Annotated in this window: 20 protein-coding genes; 10 read left to right on the top strand and 10 right to left on the bottom strand. The window is 69.2% G+C overall.

Going from position 1 to position 14,860, the window contains the following annotated elements:
• The first annotated feature begins 406 nt into the window (after positions 1-406).
• Complete coding sequence (dnaB, locus tag AB0L64_RS01085; RefSeq protein ID WP_363708069.1) at positions 407-2,200, top strand: replicative DNA helicase; 1,794 nt, start codon at positions 407-409, stop codon at positions 2,198-2,200.
• A 5-nt stretch (positions 2,201-2,205) separates the two neighbouring features.
• Here the strand turns inward: dnaB and AB0L64_RS01080 are convergent, their stop codons facing one another.
• On the bottom strand, positions 2,206-2,568 hold the full coding sequence (locus AB0L64_RS01080; protein ID WP_363706446.1) for a DoxX family protein: 363 nt from the start codon (positions 2,566-2,568) through the stop codon (positions 2,206-2,208).
• The gene (locus tag AB0L64_RS01075; protein WP_363706444.1) at positions 2,565-3,146 is read right to left on the bottom strand and encodes an NAD(P)H-dependent oxidoreductase; all 582 of its coding nucleotides are present in this window, start codon (positions 3,144-3,146) and stop codon (positions 2,565-2,567) included. The genes AB0L64_RS01080 and AB0L64_RS01075 overlap by 4 nt, the downstream gene beginning before the upstream one ends.
• Before the next feature lie 100 nt (positions 3,147-3,246).
• Between AB0L64_RS01075 and AB0L64_RS01070 the strand changes: the two genes are divergently transcribed.
• Positions 3,247-3,720: a MarR family transcriptional regulator gene (locus AB0L64_RS01070; RefSeq protein ID WP_363706442.1), complete on the top strand. Its 474-nt coding sequence runs from the start codon at positions 3,247-3,249 to the stop codon at positions 3,718-3,720.
• Here AB0L64_RS01070 and AB0L64_RS01065 read toward each other — a convergent pair.
• Entirely contained in the window at positions 3,717-4,349 is a 633-nt protein-coding gene (locus tag AB0L64_RS01065) for a MerR family transcriptional regulator (protein ID WP_363706440.1), read from the bottom strand. The genes AB0L64_RS01070 and AB0L64_RS01065 overlap by 4 nt on opposite strands.
• 82 nt (positions 4,350-4,431) lie before the next feature.
• Here AB0L64_RS01065 and AB0L64_RS01060 point away from each other — a divergent pair, with 82 nt between their 5' ends.
• Together AB0L64_RS01060 and AB0L64_RS01055 are read left to right on the top strand one after the other, a co-directional pair.
• Positions 4,432-4,929: a hypothetical protein gene (locus AB0L64_RS01060; protein WP_363706438.1), complete on the top strand. Its 498-nt coding sequence runs from the start codon at positions 4,432-4,434 to the stop codon at positions 4,927-4,929.
• Complete coding sequence (locus AB0L64_RS01055; protein WP_363706436.1) at positions 4,926-5,327, top strand: hypothetical protein; 402 nt, start codon at positions 4,926-4,928, stop codon at positions 5,325-5,327. The genes AB0L64_RS01060 and AB0L64_RS01055 overlap by 4 nt, the downstream gene beginning before the upstream one ends.
• Here the strand turns inward: AB0L64_RS01055 and AB0L64_RS01050 are convergent.
• Entirely contained in the window at positions 5,277-6,293 is a 1,017-nt protein-coding gene (locus AB0L64_RS01050) for a WYL domain-containing protein (RefSeq protein WP_363706434.1), read from the bottom strand. The genes AB0L64_RS01055 and AB0L64_RS01050 overlap by 51 nt on opposite strands.
• 57 nt (positions 6,294-6,350) lie before the next feature.
• On the opposite strand from AB0L64_RS01050, the gene AB0L64_RS01045 reads away from it, so the two are divergent.
• Positions 6,351-7,616, top strand: coding sequence for an FAD-binding oxidoreductase (locus tag AB0L64_RS01045; protein WP_363706432.1), 1,266 nt, complete (start codon positions 6,351-6,353; stop codon positions 7,614-7,616).
• Here AB0L64_RS01045 and AB0L64_RS01040 read toward each other — a convergent pair.
• The 5 genes from AB0L64_RS01040 to AB0L64_RS01020 all read right to left on the bottom strand — a co-directional run bounded on the left by AB0L64_RS01040 (position 7,564) and on the right by AB0L64_RS01020 (position 11,080).
• Positions 7,564-8,100, bottom strand: a complete 537-nt coding sequence (locus AB0L64_RS01040; protein ID WP_363706430.1) for a GrpB family protein — start codon at positions 8,098-8,100, stop codon at positions 7,564-7,566. The genes AB0L64_RS01045 and AB0L64_RS01040 overlap by 53 nt on opposite strands.
• A complete protein-coding gene (locus tag AB0L64_RS01035) occupies positions 8,097-8,492 on the bottom strand; it encodes a RidA family protein (RefSeq protein ID WP_355693901.1) in 396 nt (131 codons plus the stop codon). The genes AB0L64_RS01040 and AB0L64_RS01035 overlap by 4 nt, the downstream gene beginning before the upstream one ends.
• A 21-nt stretch (positions 8,493-8,513) precedes the next feature.
• Entirely contained in the window at positions 8,514-8,948 is a 435-nt protein-coding gene (locus AB0L64_RS01030; protein ID WP_363706427.1) for a protein-tyrosine phosphatase family protein, read from the bottom strand.
• 4 nt (positions 8,949-8,952) lie between these two features.
• The gene (gene ugpC / locus AB0L64_RS01025) at positions 8,953-10,026 is read right to left on the bottom strand and encodes a sn-glycerol-3-phosphate ABC transporter ATP-binding protein UgpC (protein ID WP_363706425.1); all 1,074 of its coding nucleotides are present in this window, start codon (positions 10,024-10,026) and stop codon (positions 8,953-8,955) included.
• Between the two features lie 151 nt (positions 10,027-10,177).
• Positions 10,178-11,080: a LysR family transcriptional regulator gene (locus AB0L64_RS01020; protein ID WP_363706423.1), complete on the bottom strand. Its 903-nt coding sequence runs from the start codon at positions 11,078-11,080 to the stop codon at positions 10,178-10,180.
• A 92-nt stretch (positions 11,081-11,172) separates the two neighbouring features.
• Between AB0L64_RS01020 and AB0L64_RS01015 the strand changes: the two genes are divergently transcribed.
• Genes AB0L64_RS01015 through AB0L64_RS01005 form a run of 3 tightly spaced genes read left to right on the top strand, consistent with a single transcriptional unit; the run spans position 11,173 to position 13,223 of the window.
• On the top strand, positions 11,173-12,387 hold the full coding sequence (locus AB0L64_RS01015; RefSeq protein WP_363706421.1) for an MFS transporter: 1,215 nt from the start codon (positions 11,173-11,175) through the stop codon (positions 12,385-12,387).
• A gap of 12 nt (positions 12,388-12,399) precedes the next feature.
• A complete protein-coding gene (locus AB0L64_RS01010; RefSeq protein ID WP_363706419.1) occupies positions 12,400-12,735 on the top strand; it encodes a hypothetical protein in 336 nt (111 codons plus the stop codon).
• Positions 12,711-13,223, top strand: coding sequence for an aminoglycoside phosphotransferase family protein (locus AB0L64_RS01005; protein WP_363706417.1), 513 nt, complete (start codon positions 12,711-12,713; stop codon positions 13,221-13,223). Before AB0L64_RS01010 ends, AB0L64_RS01005 begins: the two co-directional genes overlap by 25 nt.
• A gap of 108 nt (positions 13,224-13,331) precedes the next feature.
• On the opposite strand, the gene AB0L64_RS01000 is transcribed toward AB0L64_RS01005, so the two are convergent.
• Positions 13,332-13,784 carry a helix-turn-helix domain-containing protein gene (locus AB0L64_RS01000; RefSeq protein WP_355693912.1) on the bottom strand — a complete coding sequence of 151 codons (453 nt, stop codon included), beginning with the start codon at positions 13,782-13,784 and terminating at the stop codon, positions 13,332-13,334.
• 85 nt (positions 13,785-13,869) lie between these two features.
• Between AB0L64_RS01000 and AB0L64_RS00995 the strand changes: the two genes are divergently transcribed.
• Positions 13,870-14,460 (top strand): dihydrofolate reductase family protein, encoded by a 591-nt coding sequence (locus AB0L64_RS00995; protein ID WP_363706414.1) that lies wholly within the window; start codon positions 13,870-13,872, stop codon positions 14,458-14,460.
• Between the two features lie 12 nt (positions 14,461-14,472).
• Positions 14,473-14,856, top strand: coding sequence for a TIGR03618 family F420-dependent PPOX class oxidoreductase (locus AB0L64_RS00990; RefSeq protein ID WP_363706412.1), 384 nt, complete (start codon positions 14,473-14,475; stop codon positions 14,854-14,856).
• Positions 14,857-14,860 lie beyond the last annotated feature (4 nt).

Genomic DNA, 14,860 nt, shown 5'->3' with positions numbered 1-14,860 from the left:
TACCCAGGCGTGCCGGGGGTTGTGGAAATTCGTCTCAGACTTTTTCTCCTCCACAGTTGTGCACTGGTGAAACCGCAGGTCAGGCGCTGCTTGTGAGTTCTTGTCCGCAGATATCCACAGGGTTGTGCCCAACCTGTGCACAGCCCGTAGCCGGGTTATCCACGATTGGTCCACAGGGGGTGTGGATGACCGAGTGGCCATCGGCGACACGACCGGCGTACGGTCGCGAGGCCGCTGTCGTGAGCAGCTCCGGAAACTGTCGGTGGGCCGTGGCTAAGGTTCGAGCAGGTGTTCGAACCCGGCTCGGTGGTGGCTGGGGCAGCGGCGGACGAGGAGGTCGGACGAAGTGAGCGTGGCGGAGTTCCGCGGGGGCCAGGACGGCGGCCACGAAGAGCGCCGGCCGGAGATGGGCTTCGACCGCACCCCTCCCCAGGATCTCGCCGCCGAGCAGTGCGTGCTCGGCGCGATGATGCTGAGCAAGGATGCGATCGCCGACGTGATCGAGAACCTGCGCGGCACGGACTTCTACCGGCCGGCGCACGAGGTCGTCTTCGACGCGATCACCGATCTGTATGCCCGGGGCGAGCCGGCCGACGCGATCACGGTCGCCGCCGAGCTCACCAAGCGTGGCGAGATGACCCGGATCGGCGGCGCGCCGTATGTGCACACCCTGGTCGCGTCCGTCCCGCTGGCGGCCAACGCCAGCTACTACGCGCACATCGTCCGGGAGAAGGCGATCCTGCGTCGCCTCGTCGAGGCCGGCACCAAGATCGTCCAGCTCGGGTATGCGGGTGAGGGCGAGGTCGACGACGTCGTCGACGAGGCGCAGGCGGAGATCTACTCGGTCACCGAGAAGCGGACCGCCGAGGACTACGCGCCGCTGAAGGACATCATGGAGGGCGCGCTCGACGAGATCGAGGCGATCGACTCCCGCGGTGACGCGATGGTCGGCGTGCCGACCGGGTTCACCGACCTGGACGAGCTGACCAACGGCCTGCACCCCGGCCAGATGATCATCGTCGCCGCGCGTCCCGCAATGGGGAAGGCGCTCGCGCTCGACACCCCGCTGCCGACCCCGACCGGCTGGACCACGATGGCCGAGGTCGCGGTCGGCGATCAGTTGCTCGACGCCAACGGTCTGCCGACCACGGTGGTCGCGGCGACCGAGGTGATGGTGGACCGCCCCTGTTTCCGCCTGTCGTTCTCCGACGGCAGCACGATCGTCGCCGACGCCGAGCACCAGTGGCGCGTCGAGGACGGCGGCCGCCCGGTGGTCTGCACGACCGCCGACCTGTTCACGGCGATGTCGGCGAGTCCCGGGCTGACACCGCCGATCCCCGGGTCGGCGCCGCGGCAGATCACCGGGCACGGCTTCCCGGCCGCGCCGCACGGTGAGGGGGAGCGGCGGCTCGAGTGGGTCGACCCGGTCGACAGCGTGCCTGTGCGGTGCGTCGAGGTCGACAACGCCGACCATCTGTACCTGGCCGGCAAGACGATGATCCCGACCCACAACTCCACCCTCGGCCTGGACTTCGCCCGGTCCTGCTCGATCAAGCACGGCCTGACCTCGTGCATCTTCTCGCTGGAGATGAGCCGCAACGAGATCACCATGCGACTGCTGTCGGCGGAGGCGAAGGTCCCGCTGCACCACATGCGCAACGGCAAGATGACCGACGAGGACTGGGCCCGGCTGGCCCGCAAGATGGGCGAGGTCTCCGAGGCGCCGCTGTTCATCGACGACTCGCCGAACCTGACGATGATGGAGATCCGCGCCAAGGCCCGCCGCCTCAAGCAGCGCCACGACCTCAAACTGATCGTGATCGACTACCTCCAGCTGATGACGTCGGGCAAGAAGGTCGAGTCCCGCCAGCTCGAGGTCTCCGAGTTCTCCCGCTCGATCAAGCTCCTCGCCAAGGAACTCGAGCTCCCGGTCGTCGCCATCTGCCAGCTCAACCGAGGCTCCGAACAACGCTCCGACAAACGCCCCATGGCCTCCGACCTCCGCGAAAGCGGCAGCCTGGAACAGGATGCCGACGTTGTCATCCTGCTGCACCGTGAGGATGCGTACGAGCGCGAGTCGACCCGTCCCGGTGAGGCGGACTTCATCGTCGCCAAGCACCGGAACGGGCCGACCGCGGACGTGGTGGTGGCGTTCCAGGGGCACTACTCACGCTTCGTGGACATGGCCCACGACGGCTGAGTGGTTCAGAAGCGTTCGATCGCGACGAACAGCGCGAGGGCGAGGAGTACGGCGTTCACGGCGACGCTGGACCACTCGGTGCGGCGGGCGTGGGTGATGATGGCGCCGGCCATGACGACGACCAGGCCGATGGCCGCCGCGGGCACGAGCCAGGTGGCCGTGTCGAACGCGCGCGGGAGGATGAGACCGGCGGCGCCGGCGATCTCCGCGGCGCCGATGACCTTGATCAGTTCGATCGGGAACGGGGCCGCCCAGCCCATCCGGGGATTGCCGGCCAGCGACTCCTTGGTGGCCGGCACCTTCATCACGCCGGACAGCAGGAACATCGCGGCCAGCAGCCCGGAGACGATCCAGACGGTGAGGTTCATGCGGCGACCGGCTCGGCGGCGCGGAGCTGCTTGAGGGCGCCGGCCCACGACTCGACCTGGTCGAACAGGACGGTGGCCTGGTCGGCGTACTGCGGGCCCGGGCGGAAGACCGAGAAGTTCTCGAAGTCGGTGAACAGCGAGAACGACAGCTGCTGCCGGACGTCGGCGAGCTGAAGCTCCGCGCTGATGGCGCGCAGGTGCTCGATCGCCCGCGCCCCGCCGAGCGAGCCGTACGACACGAAGCCGGCGGCCTTGTTGTTCCACTCGGCGTACAGGTAGTCGATCGCGTTCTTCAGCACGCCGGACGTGGAGTGGTTGTACTCCGGCGTGACGAACACGAACCCGTCGTACGCCGCGATCTTCTCGGCCCAGGCCTTCGTGTGGGCGCCGGCGTACTGCCCGGCCGACGGTGGCATCGCCTCGTCGAGGTGCGGCAGCGGGTAGTCGAGCAGATCGACCAGCTCGTACGACGCCCCGCTGCGGCGCTCGGCCTGGGTCATCACCCAGTCGGCCACCGCCTTGCCGTTGCGTCCGGGCCGGGTGCTGCCGAGGATGACCGCGATCTTCAGGTCGCTCATGATTCCTTCACAGGGTTGACTTGAATGTTCATGTCATCTCCCACGATAGGCTGGTTGACATGAACGTTCAAGTCATTGCGCCGGTGGCTATGCTGCACCCATGGGGAGCGAAGCGACCGAGCCTCGCTGGCTGACGGCCGACGAGCTCGAGACCTGGAAGACGCTGCAGCTGATGATGGCGCTGCTCACGGGTGCGCTCGGTGAGCAACTGCAGCGCGACTCGAACCTGAGCTTCCTGGAGTACTACGTCCTGGCCGGACTGTCCGACCAGCCCGACCACACGATGCGCCTGAGTCAGCTCGCGATCCTCGCCAACTCCGAGCTCTCCCGGCTGTCGCACCTCATGCGCCGGCTGGAGAACCGTGGCCTGGTGCGACGCGAGCCCGACCCGGAGGACGGCCGCTTCACCAACGCGATCCTCACGGCCGAGGGCTACGCGGAGCTCGTGAAGGCCGCGCCGGGACACGTCGAACTGGTTCGTCAGCTGGTCTTCGACCCGCTGACCGAGACCGACCGCCGTGCGCTGCAGAAGGCGCTGACCAAGCTGCTCCCGGGGCTGCTCGGCGACTGTTAGCGGTTCTTCCAGAGGTCCGCCGAGATGGACTCCTGCGCGAGTAGGCGCAGGGATGCGATCAAGGTCTCGCCGAGGATGGTGCCGATCACGACCGATTCGGCGAGCTGGTCGCGGGTCGGGTTCTGGGTGACGCCCTCGATCTCGATCCGGGCGAAGCGTTCGACCGCGTCCGCGTAGTCGTCGAGGTGCGCGACCAGGCCCTCCTGGCCGAGCGTGCGGAGGGCTGCGACCGTGTCGACGAGGGTGGCCAATGCGGGGGCGTCCGCCTCGACGGACCATCCGCGGGCGGCGATCAGATCGCTGACCTGGGTCGTCGCGGCGGCCCGGGCCTCGTCGGTGGCGGACAGGCGGCGGGTAGGGGTCAGGGCGCGATGCGCGCGCCCGATCTGCTCGTGCAACGGCTCGGTGTCCGCGTCGAGTGACTCGAGGATCTCCTTAACAGTCGCGACCGGGACCTGTGCGAGCTCGACCAGCGCGCGGATCAGCCGGAGCCGGCGCACGTGCGCGTCGCCGTACGACGCCTGGTTCGGGCTGCTGAGTTCGCCCGCGGGCAGCAGGCCTTCGCGCAGGTAGTACTTGATCGTCGGCACCGGGACGCCGGTGGCCTTGCTCAGTTCCCCGATTCGCATCGCTTGCCTTCCTGTTGTCTGTGATGGATAGTATCAGTATCCATAAGCGGATACTTTCACTATCCATAAGGAGGCGAGTCGGTTGATCCCGCTCGTACTGATCCTGGGCACTGTCGGGTTCCGGGCGCTGGGCGCGTTCGGCGTCCGGCGGTTCCGCACCTGGCCGGTCGCCGCCGCGCACGCGATGGCGGTGATGCTGGTGCTGACCGCGAGCGCGCACTTCGTCCCGGCGAGCGTGACGGTGATGCCCAACCACGCCGACATGGTGCGGATGGTCCCGCCGTTCCTGCCGTACGCCGGTGCGCTCGTCTACCTCACCGGCGTCCTCGAACTGCTCGGCGCCGTGGGCCTGCTGATCGCATCCACCCGCAAGGCCGCCGGCTACGCGCTGGCCGCGCTGTTCGTCGGCCTGTTGCCGGCCAACATTCACGCTGCCGTCGCCGACGTGCCGTTCGCCGGCGGGGAGGCGACGCCACTGTGGCAGCGCATCCCCGAACAGATCCTGTATCTCGCCGTCGCCCTGTGGGTGGCGCGCAGCTCCCGCGCGACCGCGCCTGTCCGAGAAGAGGTCTACGCATGACCGACGCATCCCGCGTCATCGCCGGTGTCATCCTGCTCACGATCGTGACGATCCAGTTCGGCGGCTACTTCATGACCAAGATCGTCCGCGGCCAGGTGCCGATGACGGGATTCCAGAAGTCGTTCGCCCGGGCCGGTCACGCACATGCCGGCGTGCTCGTCATCCTCAGCCTGGTCGGCCTGCTGTACGTCGACCAGACCGGGCTGAGCGGCGTCTGGCTGTGGGTCGCGCGGCTGGCGATCCCGATCGCGGCGATCCTGATGTCCGGCGGCTTCTTCGCCTCGTCGGCCGGCAAGGACCGCACCGAACCGAACCAGTTCCTCTGGGTGCTGTGGCTCGGCGCGGCCTCACTCGCCGTCGGTGTGCTGACCCTCGGCGTCGGCCTGATCGTTGCCTAGCGCAAAAGCTCGGACGAGGCGTGCGCCGGCCGCGGTGATGAGCGCGGACGTCTCCGGGGTCGCGCGGTCGACGGTGAACGGGCCGAGTACGGCGATCGCGGCGACCTGGGTCAGCAGGAGCGCCGGGGTGTCGGCGCTGAAGCGGACCGTGCAGGACGAGGGGCCGAGCGGCTCGACGATGCCGCGGACGACTCCTTCGAAGGTCGAGGTGACCGCGTCGGCCGGCGCCTCGACCGTCAGTTCGACCGTGTGCTCGTACTGCGCCGACACGAAGGACTCCAGCAGGTAGGACGGTCCGTCCAGCACCCGTGGTGTGAAGCGGTGCAACGCCGGAGTGACCGAACTGATCCGGTCGACGCGGAAGATCCGCCAGTCGTCACGCGCAGGGTCGAACGCGAGCAGGTACCAGCGCCACGACAGCGTCAGCAGCTGATGCGGCTCCACCCGACGCCGCGTCGTACCGCGTTGCCGGCCGTGGTAGTCGAAGGCGACGATCTCGTGGTTGCGGCAGCAGCGCGCCAGGACGGCAAGCACGCCCGGATCGACCTGCGGTACGCCGGGGCGCGGGATCGCCTCCGCGGCCGAGCTCACTGCCGCGAGCTGTGGCCGGAGGCGCGCGGGCAGGACTTGTTCGAGCTTGGCCAGCGCGCTCATCGAGCTCGCCGCCATCCCGCTGACACCGCCGCCGGCCGCGCCGACCAGCCCGAGCGCGACCGCGATCGCCTCGTCGTCGTCGAGTTGCAGCGGCGGCAGGTGGGTCCCGGAGCCGAGCCGGTAGCCGCCCGCGGTCCCGGTCGTGCCGGTCACGGGGTAGTCGAGGGCACGCAGCCGCTCGACGTCGCGCCGTACCGTTCGCTCGGTGACGCCGAGGCGGTCGGCGAGCTCGTGACCGGACCACTCGCGACGGCTCTGCAGCAACGACAGCAGCCGCAGCATCCGGCCGGGCATCTCCCTGCGAGCGCTCATCGACAAATCATGCCTTGCGGACAAGATGTGTCCGCAAGGCCTTCTAGCGTGATCTGCATGATGGTGACGACGACAAGCAAGGGGTACGACGAGGCGCGGCTCGGGTTCCAGCGGCGGGACCCGCATCGGCCGGCCGTGGTGTTCGCGGTGACAAGCGCGGCCGAGGTCGAGGAGGCGGTGCGGTACGCGATCGACCACGACCTGCGGATCGCCGTGCAGGCCTCCGGGCACGGTCTGACCCGGGGGATCGACGGCGGCGTGCTGATCGCGACCCGTGGGTTCAACGGCGTCACGGTCGACGCGCAAGCCAGGACCGCGTGGATCGAGGCGGGCGCGACCTGGCGGGACGTGCTCGACGCGACCGCGCCGTACGGTCTCGCGCCGCTCTCGGGCAGCGCGCCGGGCGTCGGCGCGATCTCGTACACGCTCGGCGGAGGGCTCGGGCTGATGGCCCGCCGCTTCGGGTACGCCGCGGATCATGTCCGGCGGATCGAGGTGGTGACCGCGGACGGCGTACGGCGCGACGCCGAGGAGGATCCGGACCTGTTCTGGGCGTTGCGCGGCGGCGGCGGGAACTTCGGGATCGTGACCGGGATCGAGCTCGACCTCTTCGACGTGCCGACGCTGTACGGCGGCAGCTTGTACTTCGACCTCGCCGAGCATCCGACCGCGCCGCAGGTGTGGCGGGAGTGGACCCACACCGTCCCAGAAGAGGTGACGTCGGCGATCGCGATGCTGCCGATGCCGGACATCCCGCAGGTGCCGGCGCCGTTGCGCGGCAAGTACGTCGGGCAGGTGCAGCTCGCGATCCTCGGCGATGACGGCGAGCACCTGATCGAACCGCTGCGGGCCGTCGGCGAACCGCTGCTCGACACCGTGGGGGAGTTGCCGTACGTCGACTCCGGGCGGATCTTCGCCGAGCCGGACCGCCCCGACAGTTACAGCTCCAGCAACGTGCTGCTCAAGGACCTCGACGCGCTCGACACACTGCCCGGGCACGCCGGGCCGGGCGCGTCACGGATGCACGTGATCGGGATCCGGCACCTCGGCGGCGCCCTTGCCCGCCAACCGGAGATCCCGAACGCGGTCGGTCATCGCGACGCGGCGTACTCGCTGACCGTGCTCACGCCGGGCACAGGTGACGCCGGCCGGGAGGTGCTCGAGCCCTGGCGTGCGTCGACGGTCGGCCGAGCCCTCAACTTCACGTTCGAGAACCTGACAGCCGAGGAGGTCGCCGAGGCGTACGACGACTACGGCCGGCTCGCCAAGCTCAGGCGCCGCTACGACCCGAGCCGGCGCCTGCACCCGAACCACCCGCTTTAGCAATCAGCTCCTCGACCAGCGCGCCCTTGCCGGAGACGTACGCGGTGCGGTCGGTCGTGAGCAGATGCGCCAGCTCGCGCTTGCGCACGGCGTACCGCTCCCGATCCGCCGCGTTCGCCCGCAGATGGTCGCGGAGCAGTACGTGGTCCTGGTGTGCCTCGTTGCCTTCAACAACGACGTACAAGTGGTGGTAGTGCACAGCGTCCGGCGGCAGCGCGAAGGCCTCTCGGCCGGAGATGCCCAGGTCGCCCTCGTGCCGGTAGCCGGCGGCCTCCAGCCGGGCGATCGCCGTCGGCACCAGCTCGGCGGACGGGACGACGACGTCGACGTCGATGATCGGCTTCGCAGCCAGCCCGGGTACGGCGGTGCTGCCTACATGCTCGACCACGAAGCCGTCGACATACGGCGCGAGCCGCACGCGGATCTCGTCGAACCAGAGCGGCCAGCGGGGATCGTAGTCGACGACCTCGGCGGGAACGATCACAGCGCCGCGGTCACGTCGATCTCGACGAGCTGTCCGGGGAAGCCGAGCTGGGCGACGCCCAGCAGGGTGCTTGCCGTCGTGAAGGCCGGCGCCAGCGGTGACGCGTTGAGTTGGGTCCAGACCGCGCTCAGCTGTTCGCGCTCCGGGCTGGCCACGTAGATCACCGTGCGGACGACGTCCTCGGGGGTGGCGCCCGCGGACTTCAGGGCGGTGAGGATGTTCGTGATCACCTGCGCGGTCTGCCCCTCGAGCCCGCCCGCGGCCAGTTCGCCGGACGGCTGCAAGGGACACTGCCCGGCCAGGTAGACCAGAGTGTCCGCCTGGACGCGCGTCACGTGGTGGTATCCCGGCGTGGCGTGGAGTCCGTCCGGGTTGCTCCGCTCGATCGTCACGCCTCGACCCAACGCGATGGGTCAGCTCCGGGTCAACAGATTTAGCACGTACCGGCGCTGCCACGGCGTCTCCACCGCGTGTTTGTCGAAGCGCTGCCGGACGTAGTCGACGGCCTGGTCGGCGGGTACGCCGTCGAGGACGGCGAGACACGCGAGCGCCGTTCCGGTCCGTCCGCGCCCGCCGCCGCACGCGAACTCGACCCGGCCGGTCCCGGACCGCTCCAGCGCCTCGCGGAAGATCGTCAGCGCCTCGGCGCGGTCCACGGGCAGCCGGAAGTCCGGCCATTTGATCCACCGCGTCTCCCACGGCACGTCCGGCGGTTCCTTGCCGAGCAGGTACACGCCGTACGTCGGAAATGGCTCTGCCGCCGGGCCGTGCCGCAGACCGCGTCCGCGGACGAGCCGGCCCGACGGCAGCTCCATCACACCTGGTGTGTCCTTCTCCCAGTGACCCACAGGATCAAACTACAAGGCGGTCCTCCGTGGAGGTCGAGAACAGGTGCAGCTTCTCGGGGTCCGGCGCCAGGTGGACGACGGTGCCCTTGTCTTTGTGCAGGCGGGTGCCGATCCGGGCGATGATCTGGTCGCTGGTGTGCTCGGCGGTGCCGTACAGGTACGCGTCCGAGCCGAGCTCCTCGATCACCGAGACCTTCACCGGCAGGCCGTCGTCGGCGAGGTGGAACGCCTCCGGCCGGATGCCGAGCGTCAGCGTCTTGTCGTCGCCGGCCTTGGCCAGTACGTCACGGGCGATCGGTACGACGTAGTCGCCGATCTTGGCGCCGCCGTCGGTGATCTCGGCGGTGATCAGGTTCATCGCCGGCGAGCCGATGAAGCCGGCCACGAACTTGTTCCGCGGCCGGTCGTAGAGGTTCAGGGGCGTGTCCACCTGCTGCAGCACGCCGTCCTTCAGGACCGCGACTCGGTCGCCCATGGTCATGGCCTCGATCTGGTCGTGGGTGACGTAGACGGTGGTGACACCGAGCCGGTGCTGCAGCTCGGCGATCTGCGTGCGGGTCTGGACGCGCAGCTTGGCGTCGAGGTTCGACAGCGGCTCGTCCATCAGGAACACCTGCGGGTCACGGACGATCGCGCGGCCCATCGCGACCCGCTGCCGCTGGCCACCGGACAGCGCCTTCGGCTTGCGGTCGAGGTACTCCTCCAGACCGAGCAGCTTGGCGGCCTCCTGCACGCGCCGGGCGCGCTCCTCCTTGTGGATGCCCTGCATCTTCAGCGCGAAGCCCATGTTGTCGGCCACCGACATGTGCGGGTACAGCGCATAGTTCTGGAACACCATCGCGATGTCGCGTTCCTTCGGCGGGGCGTTGGTGACGTCCCGGTCGCCGATGAAGATCGCTCCCTCGTTCACCTCTTCGAGCCCGGCCAGCATCCGCAGTGCCGTCGACTTCCCGGACCCGGACGGCCCGACGAGCACCATGAACTCGCCGTCGGAGATGTCCAGGTCGAGCTTGTCGACCGCTGCGATGTCGGTGCCCGGGTAGACCCGGGTGGCTCCCTTGAACGAGACAGTTGCCATGTCGCGCTTCCTCTCCTTCGCCGGCAGGAACGTGCCGGACGATCCGTAGCAAAGGCTCCCAGGTCTTGGGTGTCTGCTTGGTGATACATCACCAAGTACAAGTGACAACGGATGACAACGTTCTTACATTCCCGAGTGATGTAAATCGCGCCTAGAAGTACGGGCCCTCGGGCCGGGTCGAGTCGCCGATCAGCTCGAGCAGGGCAGTCACCGCTCGGCTCGGCCGCCGTCCGGCCGGCGTGACCACGGACAGCGTCCAGGTCAGCGCGGTGCCCTCGATCGGGAGTTTGGCGACGCCGTGCGCGGCGGACAGCTCCAGGTCGGGCACGACCCCGACGCCGAGCCCGACCCGGACGTAGTCGGGGATCGTGGTCAGCTCCGGCACCTCGACCTGGATCCGGCGCGGCATCCCGATCGCGTCGAACGCCCGGTCCACCATCTTCCGGTTCCCGAACCCGGCCGGCATGTCGACGAACCGCTCCTGGGCCAGCTCCGGCAGCCGTACGCCGGTGCGTCCGGCGAGCGGGTGCGCCGACGGCACCAGAGCCACGAACGGCACCGTCGCGATGTCGCGGACGTCGAGGCCGCTGAGCTCGGGCTTCGGCAGCCCGAGCAGGGCGACGTCCAGCCGGCCGTGCCGGACGTCGTCCGCGAGGCCGGTCGAGCCGCTCGGCGACGTCGCCACCTGCACCTCGACCAGCGGGTACTTGCGGTGGAACGCGCCGAGCAGCTCGGCCATGTTCACCAGGCTCAAGCGGGCCAGTGTCCCGATCCGGATGCTGCCGCGGAGCCCCGACGACGCCTCCTCGACGGCGGCCCGCGCCCGGTCCAGCGCCTCCAGCGCGGCCTTCGCCTCGGGCAGCAACGCCTGACCTGCGGTCGACAGCACCACCCGCCGGGTCGAGCGGTCGAACAAGGTCGTCTTCAGGTCCGTCTCGAGCGCCCGGACCGCGGCCGAGACCGTGGACTGCACGGTGAACAACCGCTGCGCGGCGCGGGTGAAGCTCAGCTCCTCGGCGACGGCGACGAAGTACTCCAATTGGCGACTGTCCACAGCATCGAATTATCGGATCTGACGATAAGAGCATGCAAGAACATTCGTTGGACTCGATAGATGTCGGGTAGCAGGCTGGAACCATGTCCACCATGACGTCTTCGCGGACCGGCGTACGGATCCGGTTCGCCCACGCACCAGGGTTCTGGGTGATCGCGGCGGCCTTCCTGACCACGATGGCCTTCTCGACGATCCCGACGCCGCTCTACGCGATCTACCAGCAGCGCGACGGCTTCCCGACGTACGTGATCACGGTGATCTTCGCCAGCTACGCGGTCGGCGTGATGGCGTCGCTGTATCTGGCCGGGCACGTGAGCGACTGGCTCGGTCGGCGGCGGGTGGCCCTGCTCGCGGTCCTCGCGGAGGCGTTGGCGGCGGCGATCTTCCTGATCTGGCCGGAGGTCCCCGGTCTGCTGGTGGCGCGGTTCGTCTGCGGCGTCGGGGTCGGCGTACTGACGGCGACCGCGACCGCACACCTGTCCGAGCTGCGGCAGATCGCGCGTCCCGGTGAGGACCCGAGCCGGTCAGCGCTGATCTCGAGCATGGTGAACCTCGGCGGGCTGGCGTTCGGACCGCTCATCGGTGGTCTGCTGGCGCAGTACGTGTCGTCGCCGTTGCAGCGTCCGTACGAGATCTTCCTGGTGCTGCTGCTGATCAGCGCGGTGGGGATCGCGCTGGTACCGGAGACGGTCGAGCGTCTGGAGGAGCGTCCGGCGTACCGGCCGCAGCGGGTGGCGCTGCCCTCGTCGGCACGTCCGCTCTTCTTCGCGTCCGCGATCGGCGCCTTCGCGGCGTTCGCGATCTTCGGTCTCTTCACGTCGCTCGCGCCGACCTTCCTGGCCGGCGTCCTGCACCACACGTCGCGGCTGCTGGCCGGCGTGGTGACCTTCGCCGTGTTCATCGCGGGAGCCGCGAGCCAGGCCGTCTTCGTCCGCCTCGCTCGCCCGGCCCAGCTCCGTCTCGGGTTGGTCGCCATGTCGACCGGTCTGGTCGGCGTCGCGGTCGGCGGGCTCATCCCGAACCTCTACCTGTTCGTCGTCGGCGGTGTCGTCGCCGGTGCCGGTGTCGGGCTGGTCTTCCGCGGCGCAGTCGCGACCGCCGCCTCACTCGCCGACCCGTCGTCGCGTGGCGAGGTGCTGGCTGCGCTCTTCCTGATCGCGTACGCCGGACTCGCGATCCCCGTCCTCGCGATCGGCCTGGGCATCGCCCTGCTCCCGGCCGAGGTCGCCCTGCTGCTCTTCTCCGCGCTGATCCTGATCCTGGTGAACGCCGCTGTATTACGGATGCTGGCCGCCCAGCAAAGGTGATCTGATGCGTGGGTGGATCTCGAACGCGACTACGGGCTGACCGTCACCGAGCTGGTGCCTCATGCCGGCGGATTCGCCACCGACGGGTGGGTGGCGGACCGCCGGTGGTTCGTGAAGGCGTGGCAGCCGGGTGAGCCCGCCGTCGGGTTGGAGAGGCTCGAGCAGTTGAGGGCTCTCGGGCTTCCTGTGGTCGAGCCGCTGCGGACGCTGCAGGGGGAGTTGTCCGCGATGAGCGATGACCGGGCGTACGCGGTCTTCCGTATGTCGAAGGGCGTACGGCGGACTGGGGCGACTGGCGCGTGGCAGCTCGTGCGTTGCGGCAGGTGCACGAAGCGCCGGCCCGGGTGACGCTGCCGGCCGCGGACGTCACCGAGCCGCACATCCGCGACCTGATGGGGTACCTGCAGCACCCGTGGATCGCGGATCGCGCGGACGAGGTCGCGGCGGCGATCGCACGCCTGGACGACGTACGGGCGCGGCTGGAGCCGGTGCGCAACGTCGTCTGCCACACGGACTTCCACGGGTTGAACGTCCTGATCGACGACCAGGGCGAGGTGGCCGCGATCCTCGACTGGGAGAACGCCGTCATCGGGCCGCGGGAGTACGACGTGTGGGTCGCGGCCGACGGGGATCATCTCGTGGAGTTCCTCGACGAGTACGGCGCGGACGATCTCGACCCCGACCACCTGGAGTTCGCGTTGCTCGCCCGCGGCCTCCGGGACCTGTCCGCCAGGGTGGTGCACGAGGTCGACCGCCCGGGCGTCGACACCTGGGGCTTCGACCGGATCGCGCGCGTGGACAGCGACCTCGAGGTGTTCCGCCGGTACTGCGGGTAAGAGCGCGGTCAGCTCGACAGGACGTATACGTCCACTGCGTGCCGCGCCACGCTCAGCGCGGCCGCAGATCGTACGCCGAAGGCGGATACGTCCTGTCGAGAGTGCACATCAGGCCGCCGCGCCAGGCCCTGGCAGGACGTCGATGTCGTCCGCGTGCATCGGCTTGCCGCAGTGGGCGCAGACGAGGTCCACGTGGCTGATCTCGCCGCACGCGTGGTGGCGGTAGAGGACCGGCGGCCCGGCCGTGCCGGCGAGCCATTTGTCGCCCCAGGCAACCATCACCATCAGGACGTCGACCAGCTCCCGGCCCTTGCCGGTCAGCACGTACTCGTACCGCGGGCGCTGGTCGTACGGCCGACGTTCGATCACTCCGCGGTCGACCAGGTGGTTCAGCCGCTCGGTCAGCACCTTGCGCGAGATCCCGAGATCCGCCTGGAGCTGCTCGAACCGGGAGAACCCGACCCAGATGTCGCGCAGGATCAACGGCGACCACGGCTCGCCGATCACGTCCAGCGTGCGCGCGATCGAGCACGCCATCTCACTGAAGTCTGTCCGCTGCATGACAGCAGTCTAGCGTTTGGGGTTCCCTCAAGGAACTCCAGCATGTTAGCGTTCCTTCAAGGAACTCAGAGGGAAGGTGAAAACGATGAGCAAGGTGATCTGCGCTCTCGCGGCCTCGGTCGACGGCTACATCACCGGACGCGACTCCGGCCCCGACCACGGGCTCGGCGACGCGCCCATGCTGTTCGACTGGTACTTCGACGGCGACACCCCGAGCCAGGTGTTCGACGGCTTCAAACTGAGTGCGCCGAGCGCCCGAGTCTTCGACGCGCTCGCCGGCCGGGTCGGCGCGGTGGTGGCCGGCCACAAGACGTACGACGACTCGGGTCACTTCGGCGGCGGCAGCCCGCATCCGAAGGCCTCGCTGGTCGTGCTGAGCCACGGTCCGGTGGCGGAGATCAGCGAACGGCAGACCCTCGCCAACAGCATCGACGACGCGATCGCCGCGGCCCGTGAGCTGGCCGGCGGCAAGGACGTCGGCCTGATGGGCGGCGGAGCCGCGACCGCGGCGCTGCGGGCCGGGCTCGTCGACGAAATCGTCCTGCACCAGGTGCCGGTCCTGCTCGGTGGCGGCCGGCCGTTCTTCCAGGAGCTGCCGGAGCACGTGCGGCTGAACCTGATCGAGGCAGTCCCGGCGCCCGGCGTCACCCACCTCCACTACGAGATCGTCCGCTGAAGGAGCAGAACCATGTTGAAGCCCGCCGTACGCAACGCCGTCGAGAGCACGTCCATCGCCCACCTGGCCACGGTCCTGCCGGACGGGTCGCCGCATTCCATTCCGCTGTGGGTGAGCACGCTCGGCGAGAAGATCATCTTCCTGACCGGTCCGGGCTCGCAGAAGGCGCGCAACCTCCGCAACGATCCGCGCGTCGCGCTGTCCCTCGCCCCGGTCGACAACCCGTACGAGCCGGTCATCGTACGCGGCCGTGTCGTCGAGTGGATCGACGGCGACGCCGGCTGGCAGCTCGTCGACCAGATCGCCCAGAAGTACATCGGCCAGCCGTACGGCCGCGACGTCGAGCGCGTGGTCGGCGTCATCGAGGTGGACCACCAGACGGTCGGCGTCAGCTGACTCT

Origin of the sequence: Kribbella sp. NPDC051936 (assembly GCF_040680955.1) — a bacterium.
Lineage (GTDB): Bacteria > Actinomycetota > Actinomycetes > Propionibacteriales > Kribbellaceae > Kribbella.
The sequence above is the reverse complement of the archived record's forward strand: the minus strand, read 5'-3'. Positions and strand labels throughout refer to the sequence as shown.